Source organism: Nitrososphaerota archaeon (assembly GCA_027887005.1).
Taxonomy (GTDB): Archaea; Thermoproteota; Nitrososphaeria; order Nitrososphaerales; family Gagatemarchaeaceae; genus UBA183.
In genome coordinates this window covers 33,589-46,331 of record JAPCJI010000004.1, presented here as the reverse complement: position 1 = coordinate 46,331, position 12,743 = coordinate 33,589, and the positions used below count along the sequence as shown (strand labels likewise).

10 protein-coding genes and 1 tRNA gene are annotated in these 12,743 nt (G+C 56.2%); 5 read left to right on the top strand and 6 right to left on the bottom strand.

Annotated features, from left to right (window positions below):
* Positions 1-46 precede the first annotated feature (46 nt).
* The gene (locus OK438_04725; protein MDA4124740.1) at positions 47-604 is read right to left on the bottom strand and encodes a TATA-box-binding protein; all 558 of its coding nucleotides are present in this window, start codon (positions 602-604) and stop codon (positions 47-49) included.
* Positions 605-763: 159 nt separating this feature from the next.
* On the opposite strand from OK438_04725, the gene OK438_04720 reads away from it, so the two are divergent.
* From OK438_04720 to OK438_04705, 4 genes are all read left to right on the top strand, one after another.
* On the top strand, positions 764-925 hold the full coding sequence (locus tag OK438_04720) for a hypothetical protein (GenBank protein MDA4124739.1): 162 nt from the start codon (positions 764-766) through the stop codon (positions 923-925).
* A gap of 167 nt (positions 926-1,092) precedes the next feature.
* Entirely contained in the window at positions 1,093-2,037 is a 945-nt protein-coding gene (locus OK438_04715; protein ID MDA4124738.1) for an ABC transporter ATP-binding protein, read from the top strand.
* Entirely contained in the window at positions 2,030-3,121 is a 1,092-nt protein-coding gene (locus OK438_04710) for an ABC transporter permease (GenBank protein MDA4124737.1), read from the top strand. The genes OK438_04715 and OK438_04710 overlap by 8 nt, the downstream gene beginning before the upstream one ends.
* A 49-nt stretch (positions 3,122-3,170) precedes the next feature.
* Positions 3,171-3,258: transfer RNA gene (locus OK438_04705), tRNA-Phe, on the top strand.
* 200 nt (positions 3,259-3,458) lie between these two features.
* Here OK438_04705 and OK438_04700 read toward each other — a convergent pair.
* From OK438_04700 to OK438_04685, 4 genes are all read right to left on the bottom strand, one after another.
* On the bottom strand, positions 3,459-4,238 hold the full coding sequence (locus OK438_04700) for a hypothetical protein (GenBank protein MDA4124736.1): 780 nt from the start codon (positions 4,236-4,238) through the stop codon (positions 3,459-3,461).
* Positions 4,239-4,254: 16 nt separating this feature from the next.
* Positions 4,255-4,908: a hypothetical protein gene (locus OK438_04695; GenBank protein ID MDA4124735.1), complete on the bottom strand. Its 654-nt coding sequence runs from the start codon at positions 4,906-4,908 to the stop codon at positions 4,255-4,257.
* A gap of 133 nt (positions 4,909-5,041) precedes the next feature.
* On the bottom strand, positions 5,042-5,641 hold the full coding sequence (locus tag OK438_04690) for a hypothetical protein (protein ID MDA4124734.1): 600 nt from the start codon (positions 5,639-5,641) through the stop codon (positions 5,042-5,044).
* Positions 5,638-6,510 carry a bifunctional DNA primase/polymerase gene (locus OK438_04685; protein ID MDA4124733.1) on the bottom strand — a complete coding sequence of 291 codons (873 nt, stop codon included), beginning with the start codon at positions 6,508-6,510 and terminating at the stop codon, positions 5,638-5,640. The genes OK438_04690 and OK438_04685 overlap by 4 nt, the downstream gene beginning before the upstream one ends.
* Before the next feature lie 1,993 nt (positions 6,511-8,503).
* Here OK438_04685 and OK438_04680 point away from each other — a divergent pair.
* On the top strand, positions 8,504-11,803 hold the full coding sequence (locus OK438_04680) for an AAA family ATPase (protein MDA4124732.1): 3,300 nt from the start codon (positions 8,504-8,506) through the stop codon (positions 11,801-11,803).
* Positions 11,804-11,923: 120 nt separating this feature from the next.
* On the opposite strand, the gene OK438_04675 is transcribed toward OK438_04680, so the two are convergent.
* Positions 11,924-12,736 (bottom strand): energy-coupling factor transporter transmembrane protein EcfT, encoded by an 813-nt coding sequence (locus OK438_04675; GenBank protein MDA4124731.1) that lies wholly within the window; start codon positions 12,734-12,736, stop codon positions 11,924-11,926.
* Between the last annotated feature and the right edge of the window lie 7 nt (positions 12,737-12,743).

The following is a 12,743-nucleotide window of genomic DNA, read 5'->3' as shown; positions in this document are numbered from 1 at the left end:
GGGCGGCCACGGCCTCAGGAAGTGCCGTCGGTGGTCGCGGGAAAGGTCAATAAATCATGAGCCCTTTTTCCTCAAGCATCACGTGCAGGTTGTTCACTGCCCTGTAAACGTCACCCTCCCGCTTGGCTCCGGTGCAGACGAGCTTCCCGGAGGAGAAGAGAAGGATCACTGTCTTGGGGTCAGGCATCCTGTGGATCAGGCCGGGGAACTGTTCTGGCTCGTACATCGAGCCTGGTAGCGTTCTAGCCGCTTCCTCTAGGTGAATCTTCCCTCCAAGGTTCACCGATGCCACCATGTTCTGTATCTGTATCTTTGCCTCGTTCTTGATGGGAATGCCCTGCTTCTTCAACCTCCTGACGACCTCATGCACCGCCTTTCTTGCCTGCTGCTCCGATTTCGCACCCGTGCAGACCATCTTCCCGGAGCTGAAAATCAGGGTGGCCGTCTTTGGGTCCTTCAGCCGGAATACGAGTCCAGGGAACTGGTCGGGATGATACTCTACGTCGACAAATTTCTTGGTTATCAGGTTGAGGTCGACCCTCTGATCTATTGAGGCAGAAGCAACGACGTTCTCGATGCTCACTATCGCCTTCGTCTGGGGCATTGGCGATGCGTGGAGATTCGAAGGTAGTTAAGGGGTCAGATGGGGTCGGGGATGGTTCCGGTAGCTTTTCAGGTCATTCAACGCTCCATTGGCGCATATTGGACCTTTGTGACGGGTATCTGAAAGAGATATTATGACCCTGGGCCTTGGTTTCCGAAGTTGTCCGATTACGCCTTAGAAGAAGAGAAACTGAGGAAGCTATACGACCAGGCGCGCATACAGGGAAACAAGAAGAAGAAAAGGGAATACAAGGAAAAGATTGCCGAGCTAAACCGACTCCGCAAGTCCGTCCAGAGAGAAAGCAACAGGTCGAAGAGCTAGGGTTTCCCAAGGTGAGAAGGCTTCGGGAGACCAGAGCCTGGACTAGGCGGTCCAAGGACGACATCGATGGCCCTACTGGACGAGGTTGCAAAGCCACTGTAATCGGGGCGACGAGGTTATTGGGGGGTTCCGCCTGGGGTCAAATCGGGGAGGAGAATGGGGAGCAATTGACGAGCGCCATAGCTGTCGATTCACTCTCGAAGTCCTATGGGAACCTTCACGCCGTCGACGGCATCTCCTTCAACGTCGAACAGGGAGAAGTCTTTTCGATGCTCGGACCGAACGGGGCGGGCAAGACCACGACCATAGAGATCCTCGAAGGCCTCAGACAGAGGGACGCCGGACAGGTGAGCGTGCTGGGGCTCGACCCCTGGGCGAAGGGGTACGACCTCCACAAGAAGATCGGAGTGATTCCACAGGGTTTCAAGTTCTTCGACTATCCGACCCCCAGGGAAGCCATCAGGTACTACGCGGCGCTCTTCGGAGTGAAGGTGGACGCAGACGAGATACTGAAACAGGTGATACTCGAGGACGCCGGGAACGTCTACTTCATGCACCTCTCGGGGGGCCAGAAGCAGAAGATGGGGATGGCACTGTCGCTTGTCAACGACCCGGAGCTGGTCTTCCTGGACGAGCCGACCACGGGCCTGGACCCGGCGGCGAGGAGGGCGGTCTGGGAGGTCATACGGAACCTCAGGAAGGAGGGGAGGGGGGTCTTGCTGACCACCCACTACCTGGAAGAGGCGGAGGAGCTTGCTGACAGGGTCGCGATAATGGACCACGGGAAGATTATCACCCACGGCACCGTGGACGAGATAATCTCGAAGCACGGCTCGGGGGAGAGGCTGACGGTGCGCGCGGGGAAGGAGATGGCCGACTACCTGAGGCAGAACACGAAACTCAACGTGGAGTACACCTCAGGGAAGGTGTCGGTCAAGCTGGGCCAGAAGAACGACGCGCTCCTCGCCCTCGGCTCGATGTCCGAGTCGGGGATTCCATACTCTGAGATGACGACCAAGAGGGACAGCCTGGAGGACATTTTCCTCAGGATGGTGGGCGAACCGATGGGGGACAAGGCGAACGACGCAGTGGAGGCGAGAATCAATGGTTAGCATGAGGAGGACCCTGGCTGACCTTTCGGTCTTCGGAAAGGGATACATCCGCAGCAAGGTGGGAGTATTCTTCACCCTGATCTTCCCGGTGATACTTATCCTGCTCTTCGGGGCGATCTTTTCGGGGAGCGGCGGCTCGACCACGGTGTATGTTCAGAACCAGGACTCGGGACCGGTGGGGTCGGGGTTCATCTCCGCCCTGAACAGCACCTCTACACTGCATCTTGTCTCTGTGCCGACTGGCCAGAACTTCACCCAGTACCTCTCGTCCCACTCCGATTCTGACGGGATTGTGATTCCCTCGGGGTTCAGCGCGGACTACATCGCCAACAAACCGGTCAACGTGACCATCTATGGAAACCCCGCCTCGTCGACGAGCGCGGTGGTGTCAGGGATAACCAGGGAGTTCGTGAACGCCTTCAACCTCCACGGGGCGACCGGGGTCCACCTCATAGGAGTCACCGCCAGGTCCGCGACCTCCTCGTCCTACAAGTACATCGACTTCCTGGTTCCGGGGCTGATAGGGTTCTCGGTGCTGACGAGCCCGATGTTCGCCCTGGTCAACATAAGCTCGGAGTACAAGAAGGACAAGATCTTCAAGGCCCTTTCGCTGACGCCGCTGACCAAGACGGAATGGCTGATCTCGAAGGTGATCTGGTATGTCCTCATGACTCTGATTTCGTTCGTCCTGATGGTAGGCACCGGGGTCTTCCTCTTCGGGGCCCACATCACGCTCTCGCTGGGGATTCTGCCGTTCCTGCTCGTGGGGCCCCTTCTCTTCGTGTCCCTGGGGATGTTGGTCGGGACGTCCTCCACCACCCCTGAATCGGCGGCGGTGGTCGGCAACCTGGTGACCTTCCCCATGATGTTCCTCTCAGGGACGTTCTTCCCGGTCTCAGGGATGCCTGCGTACCTGCAGAGCATCGCCCATGTGCTCCCGCTCTACTACGTCATCGAGGGGTTCACGAATGTCATGATCTACGGGAACTACGGGGCGGCCCTGGTCGACCTCGGGGTCCTCGCGGTGCTGTCGGTCATCATATTCGCCCTGGCCGTGCGGTTCTTCAAGTGGCGGGAAGACTAACCAATCCTTCGAAAGGCTTAAGCGAGAACCGTTGTCCGCGGGTCTCGGTGCCGCGGTAGCTCAGCCTGACACATTGGGTTAAGGAGAGCACCCGGCTGAAGACCGGGTTGTCGCCGGCTCAAATCCGGCCCGCGGCACCTCGCTGCACATAGGGACGCGCGTTGGAGAAATTGAATCCTATCAAACCAGGTTCGAATTAATAGTGGACCAAGCCTGGTTTAGCAAGCATGGTACCAGAATCGGGTGCGACCGGGCTCCGGAAAGCATGATATTCTGAGATATTCCGTTAATCGCAGATTAACGAAGCCCGCTGTGCTCATGGAGTCCCCCTAATCGTTCAGCAATTGTTTCTGAAGGAAGGGTACGATTTCATTAGAGCATCCACAATTTTCTGAAGATCATCAACCAAAGTTCCATCCGCAAGTATGAATGCCATTTCTTGGTCCGTGTTCTGAAATTCTTTCTGGAATGATTCTAGGCTCTCTCTCACCTGTCCATAGTCAGGATACCGGGATTCCATGAATATCTCAGAATTCTGAGCTCCATGAAGGGGCTTGTAGACGTTCCTCCTCTTGTCTACTTGGTCAGTCCCGACTTCCAGGTAACCCGCGTCTTCCAAGGGCTCGAGAATCGTCTTGATCAGCCACGACCTCCCCACATTCTTGCCCTTGTCTTTGCAGTACTCCTGTATCTGCCTTACAGTAACTGGCTCTTCCCCTTCGAACTTCAATTCCGTCCCTGTTTTCATAGATAGTTTTGCATTGATGGTTATGTTCCCTTCGAAGCAGGGGACCACGTATTTCCGGTAGAAGTCTACCTTGAATCTCGGCACGGGTGCAGCTATCTCTGATAGGATCAGCCTCGCAGCTGTGTCAATGTCTTCATAATGGGTTATCAGAGCTCTTGCCTGTCCGCGGATGATTATCCTAGCCCTCCTATCTGCGTTCATCATGGTCAGGATGTTGGCGTAGTTCATCAGGTATCTGAACTGTCTCATTCTCACTCCAGTCTCCGCTGGGAATAGATCAGCGACCCACTTGTAGAATGGATTGAAGACGAAATTGTCGTGCCTAGAGCCTTTCCCTTCGACCTGGCCCAGAAGAGCGACCTTTTCCATCGCTTGTCTCGTCCTACTAACCTCGTCCTCGGCCGCCTTTCTCATTTCGTCGGGGAAAGCGTGTTCTAAGTGCGAAGCTCGGAAGACCAAGTAACTGTGCGGTCAACTCATTTGCCTGCTTGTATTTCACAGGGTCCATACTGGGGCTGACTATGATGAACCGGCTTTGAATCTCTGGCCACACCTCCCAGTGGTCTTCATTTCTAGCCGAGGCGAAGATACAGGCGGGCCACCCGACTAGGAGAACTTTCTTGGTCTTGATGCCGCCCACGCCTCGATTCACTGTCTGGTAGATGCTCTCATACGAATCGTGACTGAGGAGGGGCTTGAGCGAGTTCCAGAGGCCGGGATCAGGTGAGTCGAGAAAGACGAGTATCCTGCCATGGAGGCTTATCTTGGTTGCCGAATTGCGCCTCAGCTGCCCAATCTCTGCCCTAATCCTGCGCTTTTCAGTCAGCCCCTCCTGTGACCTCTCCCCTTTGAGCTCCTCAAGCCTCTGATTGAGTCGATCCAGGCGGGGCTGGATTTCTTCACGCGTCTCCAGGTTGATTTCTAGGCCCTCATCAAAGAAGAAAGACTTGGAGCTGGCGCCTAGGAACTTCGCGACGTTTGAAAAGAGCGAAGCGACCAGGTCGATAACGTAGGTTTTACCTTCACTGGAAGGAGCCATAACGCCCAAATTGAGAGGATTAGGCGAATAGGAAGAAAAACAGGTTATGAGTAGATGTTCGATAAACCCACTTTCACGTTTGGCGTAAAGTCCGAGGTAATCTCGAATTGGATCGTTCGTTGGCAAGCCATTTCTACAAGTCCACCCTGTTCCTCGCCAGCATGGCCTTGCTGATTCTGACGCGTCTTCGATACTCTTTGAGACTGATCTTTCGCCTCCTCCTCCGGTCGAAGTAATAGCGGGTTCTCCCAATCTTCACTTCCTCAAGGTAGGACAGGCGACTGCGTCTTGCATTCCGCCTTCTCTCAAACCAATCGAGCATTCTGGTAAACTCGATCATTGCTTCGTTCTGCTGTTGAGCTACTCTATGGAGGCGATCGAGTTCCCTCTCAATCTCGCGCTCTTCGAAGCGTTTGAGCTCTTCGGCGGTTGGGGGCACCAATGCGATGTGTTTTCCCATATGTCGCCTGATTTCCCCCGGAACCCATATTGCATTCTCAATTTTCTGGATGACCTCCTGAAGCGAAAATGTGTTTCTCTCAATCTTGCTTCTGTAATACATCTCGAAATCCTCCAGGAACGGAGATTGTTGTCCTGTCTCTAAGTCACGATGTTCTGCTTCCAACTCCTCCGTATTCCACCGAAACCATCGCAGCATGGAACGACGGGCTGCCTGAAGCACTCGTGTTAGATCCTCATCAAAGAGAGTGTTGGATGTCTCTGTGACCCTCATTTCAAGAGGAGCCTCGCGTATTCCGTGAAAGGGATCGCCTCTCCCTCTAGACCTCGACCGACCCATCTTCGGACGTGTAGATCATGGACTCGACACCGGTGATTCTTCCCATGATCGAATGAACAAGTCGCGCTCAGTGGGGCGACGGAATAGGCTCCTCCGACTCGGGGAAGGTCGAGCCCGGGGATAATCTCCCTCAGTTTTTGGAATAGCGGGTCGTCAAAGGGTTTGGTCAAGTAGATTTGCCATCCTCTTGCGGTTCGTTGCGTCAAACTGGCGGATGGGTCCAAGACATCAGGTGTTGAGTCAACGTCGATGTCAAGGACCACAAGCTTACTCGGCCCGCAGACGACACCCAAGTTACCTTGGTGCAGTATGTTCTGAAGGATCGAATCCCTACTGAACCTGTCTTGCAGCCAGTGCTCCTTGCTGAAGGGCCCCTTCGAGTAGGGCCTTATCGGAATTAGCGTCCATCCCCATTCAATGTATCGGTCGACATGTGCCTCCCACTCCGGGAAGGAAGCGAATGCGAAATCCATGGCGCCGGGAGTTCCCGGCGGTGCCTTGGCAACGCGTATTCCCTTCGTCATCTGCCCCTTGTACTCCACAGGCACGACTTCGAGCGAGATCCTCTTCCCGACGAGGTCAGCAAGGTTGGGGCCAAAGATCGTGCTCAAGACTTCGGCGTTCACCCGGTTCAGTATCAACCCGTTCTCAATCTCCTTGAAAGTCACTACGACTTTCATCTGGTCCCTGATCAATCTGCCTGCAGCTGATTCGATCGTCAGAGTCCTCTTTTCACCTAAGGACGCGCTGTTCAGGAACTTTGGTCTTCTCTCTGGGAAGAAGTCGAGTATCCTCTCAATCATTTGCTGTTGCCGTTAGATATCTAACTAATAAAGCCTTAGATATCTAAAACGCTTATGGAGGGGCGGCTAGCATCACCTGCTGTCATGCGACTACAGAAGCAGAGGAACCGAGAGGTAAGAGGTAAAGAATACTTCAGATGGACAGTGATTATCCCGCCAAAGGAAGTCAAGTCCTTGGGGTGGAAAGAAGGTGAATCGTTGACCTTGGCGAGAATTGGGACCAAATTAGTGATAAAGAAAGAACCTATTCCCAATTCTCGCGCTCGTGGGCGCGTTGAGGAATGAGTTTCGAGATGTTCGAGACGAGGCCCTCGTCCCGAACTAGTGAATCGATGAGTAGCTGTCACACAGGTTATCCCTGTCCACCGGCGTCTGATACCTGTTACAGAATCCAACGCTCCAGAACGAAACACACGTCTCGCACCGTCCCCCCAGCAAGCCTTCAGGCGTGTGGGAGGCCTTCCTGAACCTGGGCGGGTCTCCAGTCTCAATCATCGCAGTTCTTGCACCTCTTCGGGGGAAGGAAGACGTCGACGCCTATGCTGTCGTGGACGATCTCCCAGTCTGTGAGCATCTTCCTGACATCGGATTTTCTTTGGGTCATGGAGCATCGGATGGCCTTCTGGCAAATTAGGGCCAGCGTCGATTGCAAGGCTGTGTGACGGAGGGAGTCTGGTGAAGGTGCTGACTTGTGACTGCCTTCGACACCAGGAAGAAGGTTCAGAGACTACTGTGGGAACCCGACCGACGACTCGCTCGGATCCTCCAGTCCGCTAACTCATTTAGGTTTCGCAAATATCCGTCTTCGAAATGGACGGCAAATAGTCCCCAATTGACATGGGCTCATCATGGATTCTTCAAGGACGGCCACGGAGATTCTGGCATTCTCCCCGAATCTGAAAGTACACGTTGTCGCAGGATTCCAAACCAGATTCTTCCTTGTCCAGGCGCCCACTTGAACCGACTAAGACCTGCCACTGACTTCGAGCAGAGGCATCCCACTTGCCTTCGCCAAAGTTCTCCTGTGGCCTCTGATGAACCACTGCTCTGTATCCAGCGTTCATTGTGGATATATCCCGAGGCCAGGCCATTGCACTTCTGGTGGAAACCGAGACGTCAGTGACCAGCCTTTCGCGTGGAAGGGAAGAGTGCAGCGCTCATCCAGGAAACCGTCGAACCCTGGTGAGAGCCGGGAGAACTGCCTGGAGGACCTATTTCCTGACCCCAGAGCAACTTAGATTTTGGCGCGGACTAACTGGGGTTCGGCGAAGTTCACTCGCCCGGGGGCAGGATCGGCGGTGCTTCATCTGCTCGGTGCAGAAAGAAATCGAAAGGAGGAAACAGCTCGGGAACAGGTTGTATTCGGCCATGATGGGATCGCTCCTCGTCGCCGGTGGGCGAGCATGACCAGCGAAGCGAGCAGTGTTCATAGTCTCGTCCTGGATTCAATGACCTTTGGCAAGAGTTGCCGAAGATGCAACGTATACTACCTAACCATGAACAGAGCCGAGGTACTCTGCCCCTGGTGCATGCGGAACCAAGCCGGGCTGGACCAGCATTTCGCCATGCAGGCACCAGACGAGCAGAACTTCGAAGGCGTTTGAAAGTCCTCCGCACCCACCACAGACGACCGCAGACTGCACCAAGTTAGCCAGCATGGTGTCTGATGAATTCACTGATCAGATGATCTTGGCTTGCCTGGCGACAATTCGCGGTTCACCCGCAGCCTTGCCAACTTTGTGGAAACACCTGCTAGGGCCCCGGGACGTTCTTCAGCCAGACCGAGCCTTGAAAGACCCCTGACCAGCAGCATAGTAGTAGACCATGACTTCCTTGGCCACAGGGCGGGCGTCAAATGATGGGCTTCTCTCGCCCACCCTTGCGTGGCGCGGGCACATCTGACTAATTTCACCTGCCCAAAGGATTTGAATCCGGCTGAACCTGAGCTCGCAAACGGTTTTATCATCTGGCGAATCCGAGGAACTGAGACCACTTGGCTGAAGAAGAGCGCAGACTCGCGGCCATAATGTTCACCGACTTAGTCGGGTACACTGCCCTGACCCAGGAAAGCGAGTCGACCGCCCTTGCCCTCCTGCAGGAACACGCGTCGCTGCTCCGACCGGTCTTTGCGAAGCACGGAGGCCGGGAGGTCAAGATGATCGGGGACTCCTTCCTCGTCGAGTTCTCCAGCGCGCTCAGCGCGACGCTCTGCGCGGTCGAGATCCAGAGGGTCGCCTACGAGCGGAACGTGTCGAACCCCTCGTCCAAGATCCAGCTGAGGATAGGGATCCACGTCGGGGACGTCATCTACCGCGGGGCCGATGTCTTCGGGGATGCCGTCAACATAGCTTCGCGCATCGAGCCCCTCTCAACTCCCGGGAGCGTGTGCATTTCGCAGCAGGTCTATGACCAGGTCTGGAACAAGATAGACCACCCGTTGGTCGGGCTGGGCAAGCACGACCTGAAGAACGTCCAGGTCCCGATGGAGGTCTACAGGGTCGTCCTCCCCTGGGAAAAGGAGGCGATAGCTGGGGAGGCAAAGAAGATCATCCCGCTCGTCGACCGGGTCGCAGAACTCGCGCGGCTCAGGTCGGCCCTCGAAACCATGATACAGAGCGAGGGGAACCTCTTCTTCGTCGCTGGCGAGGCGGGGATAGGAAAGACTAGGATCGCGGAAGAGCTGTCGGCCACGGCCAGGGAGAGGCGCATCACCACGCTTTATGGGAGGTGCTCGAGGCGCGAGGGGAAGATCCCCTACGCCCCGTGGGTCGAGCAGATACGGGAGTTCGTCCGGACCAGTCCTCCTCAACTCCTCTTCAAGGTCATAGGGAACCACGCGGCTGAAGTGGCGAAACTCGTCCCGGAGATAACCGCCTCGGTCGGGCCCGTGAACGCCGGAAGCAGCGGGTCGGTCGACCAGGACAGGCTCAGCTTCATCGACGGGATATCCCAGCTCGTCGTCAACATCTCCAAGGAAGGTCCACTGCTCATCATCTTCGACGACATGAACTGGGCCGACGCTGGCTCGCTCGACCTCATCCTTTCCGCCGCGAGGCAGGCGCAGACCCACAGGATCCTCGTCCTCGGGATATACAGGGACGTCGAGGTCGAAGAAGATTCGGACCTCTTCGAGTTCCTGTACGAAGTCAAGAGGGAGAAGCTCGGAGAGACCCTGACCCTGAAGGGGTTCGGCCCGGAAGACACCGGGCTCATGATCGGAGAGATCCTCGGCCAGAAGACGGTCGATGTCGAGTTCAGGGACCTTGTATACGCCAAGACGGGGGGGAACCCGTTCTTCATCGAGGAGCTGGTGAGGTCGATGGTCGAGCAGGGAGTGCTCTTCAGGACTGCGAATGGGTGGGACAGGAAGCCCATCTCGGAGATTGAGATACCGAGTGGGGTCAGGACGGTCATCAAGCAGAGGCTTAGCAACTTGGACGAGGAGTGTATGGGGATCCTGTCGGTCGCCTCCGTGACGAGCTCGGAGTCGAAGGAGTTCTCGTTCGCCCTGCTGAAGGCGGTCACCGGGATGGATGAGAACCGGCTCGTGGACGCCATGGACAGGGTCCTTAGGACGAGGCTCATCAGGGAGACGAAGATGGCGAGCGGGAGGCCGGGCTTCGCGTTCACCGACACAAGAATCAGGGACGCCATCTACGAGGAGATGACACTGCTCCGGAGAGGGAGGTATCACGTCAAGGCGGCCCAGGCGGTGGAGGTGATCTACAAGGATAGGCTGGAGGACGTGTATGGGGTCCTCGTCTATCACTACATGAAAGGGAACGACCAGGCCAAGGCCCTTGAATATGCGCTGAAGGCTGCTGACAGGGCCTCCAAGGTCTACGCCCATGGCGAGGCTGCAAATTACCTCCGGATTGCGCTTGAAGCCCTGGAAGACACCCCCGACAAGGCGGCCCGAAGCAGGGTCCTAGAAAAGCTGGGAGAGGCAGACAGGTACTCTGGGCGCCAGGATTTCGCGAAGCGTCTCGAAGAAGCTGCCCGACTGGCGGCCGAGGTGAACGAGAACCAGAGGGCGGCCAAGATATACAGGAACCTCGCCTTCTGGTCTTTCGACCTGAACAGGGAGAACGTCACCGCCCCCAACGGATACTTCGAGAAGGCCAAGGCGGCCCTGGCAAAGGAGGGGGAGACCGAGGAGACGGCCCAGCTCTATCATACCTTGGCCCGGTTCTATTTCCTGACCGGCAGATTGCCCGAGTCCAAGGACCTTGCCACCAAGGCCCTGGCGCTGTCAGCTAAGCTGGGTCTCCCTGAGGTCGAGGCTCACGCCCACCTGACCCTGGCGATAGTCGCACCTGCCACTGAGAAGGAGGCGAAGTTTCAGAACATGAAGAAGGCCCTGGCCATAGGCCTGGAACACAACTTCTACGACGTTGTGATGAGAGCCTACAACAACCTCACGGTCGAGAGCGAATCAGTGGAGGAGGGGCTGAAGTACTCGAATGAGGCCCTTTCGTATTTCGACAGGGTCGGGTACAAATCGTACGTCGACTTTTCCAAGCTTTTGGTGGCCGGAGCCAGCATGTTCAATGGCGACCTGGAGCGGGCGAGGGCGATAGCCCAAGAATTCATTTCAGACCCGAGCGCGTCACCGTCGTCCAAGAGGGAAGCCATAGCTGAGATGGGAGAGGTCTTGACTTATCAGGGGCGTTACGACGAAGCGGAAGAGTACCTGCACAGGTTTCATGGGATTCTCGAAGGCGGCCAGGATTTCCAAGAGCTCCTCAGAGCCGGCAACGACTTCGGCGTTCTCTATGTAGAGATGGGGGACTACACCAAGGCGAGGAAACACCTTGAGGAGTACATGAACATGGTCCGCGAGAAGAATCTCTCCACCGCGCTCACCTATGCGCAGTTCATCGTGGGCACCCTTTGGTACCTTGTACAGGCGTCAATCGGAGTCGGGGACATGGACGCGGCTCGGGCCGCCTCCAAAGAGGCTGGTGACGTCTACGAAAAAGCTCGGACTGATCTGGTGCTGGGCGGCGTCCTTGCGATCGATGGGGCGATGAAGGCCGCGGAGAAGAAATTCCCCGAAGCGGTGGCTGCGTATGAGAAAGCCGTTGGAATGCTTGGAAAGGGAATTGCTGTCTTCTTCGAAGCAAGATTGTTCTACGAACTCGGAACTTCATGTGCCAAGAATGGCGACTGGGAGAAGGCCAGGAGTGCCTTCGGGGAGGCTAAGGCCATGTTCACCCGGATGGGGAACAAGGTCTACCTTGAAAGGGTGCAATCGGCGATTGCCGCTCTTCCCGCAGCGGCGTCGACTTGAAAGTAGTTTCCCCTCAAAGCGAACAGGGCCGAATTCGGCTCAACGACTTAGTGCAGACTAGAACTGAAAATGTCGAAGTGGACGAGGCATATCCACTCCCATAGTTGAAGGACCCACCCGCTAGCCTGGAATCCAGTACCCCGTAAACAGAGTTCTGAGATAGATTGACAGAGCCAGCGCGGCCAGGACGACGGCAACGGTCGCGTAGTCCATCCTGCCGAACCTTACGTCCCTGTACCACGTCCTTTGCTTCTTGACGCCGAAGGCCCTGAGCTCCATCGCGTCCGCGATGTCGTAGATCGAAAGCATGGCATTGACCGAAACCGGGACGATCAGGGGGACCGTGTTCACTATGCTCGACAGTATCCCTTTCCTGCTCCCCCTCGGCCTGTAGCCTCTCGCCATCTGCGCGTTCATGGTGGCTTCGAGGTCGTTGGCATAGGTGGGCACGTAACGGATGGCAAGGTCGAAGACGTAGCCTCCCCTGTATGGGACACCAAGTTTCGACATGGCGGGCCCATAGAGGCCAGGGTCCGTCGTCATGACCAGTGTGATCGAAACAATGGCCAGAGAGAGGAGCCTCATGGTGGCAGCCACGGCAAGGGAAAGGCCCTCCTGGGTGATCGTGAATATCCAGTAGCGGAAGACCACATGAGGTGCGACCACGGTCGTCCCCACCAGGGTGAAGAGGACGTTGATCGACGAGATGACGACTATCACCACGAGCAGGAACTTCCAGGTGCCCCTGACCTCCCTGTAGGGGATCTTCGCCGAGAAGTACATGATGACCGAGGCGAGGAAGGGGATTGCGACTATCCTGACGTCCCTGAAGGCGACCTCGACGAAGATGAAGAAGATCAGAAGCAGGAATTTTGATCTAGGGTCAAGCCTGTGAAGGAAGGTATTTCCCGGGAAATACCTTATCTGAAGCATGCCCGCG

Excerpts from the sequence above, each read along its gene's own strand:
- OK438_04725 (MDA4124740.1), bottom strand. The coding sequence starts at position 604 with ATGCCCCAGACGAAGGCGATAGTGAGCATCGAGAACGTCGTTGCTTCT.
- OK438_04710 (MDA4124737.1), top strand. The coding sequence starts at position 2,030 with ATGGTTAGCATGAGGAGGACCCTGGCTGACCTTTCGGTCTTCGGAAAG.
- OK438_04700 (MDA4124736.1), bottom strand. The coding sequence starts at position 4,238 with ATGGAAAAGGTCGCTCTTCTGGGCCAGGTCGAAGGGAAAGGCTCTAGG.
- OK438_04695 (MDA4124735.1), bottom strand. The coding sequence starts at position 4,908 with ATGGCTCCTTCCAGTGAAGGTAAAACCTACGTTATCGACCTGGTCGCT.
- OK438_04690 (MDA4124734.1), bottom strand. The coding sequence starts at position 5,641 with ATGAGGGTCACAGAGACATCCAACACTCTCTTTGATGAGGATCTAACA.
- OK438_04685 (MDA4124733.1), bottom strand. The coding sequence starts at position 6,510 with ATGATTGAGAGGATACTCGACTTCTTCCCAGAGAGAAGACCAAAGTTC.
- OK438_04675 (MDA4124731.1), bottom strand. The coding sequence starts at position 12,736 with ATGCTTCAGATAAGGTATTTCCCGGGAAATACCTTCCTTCACAGGCTT.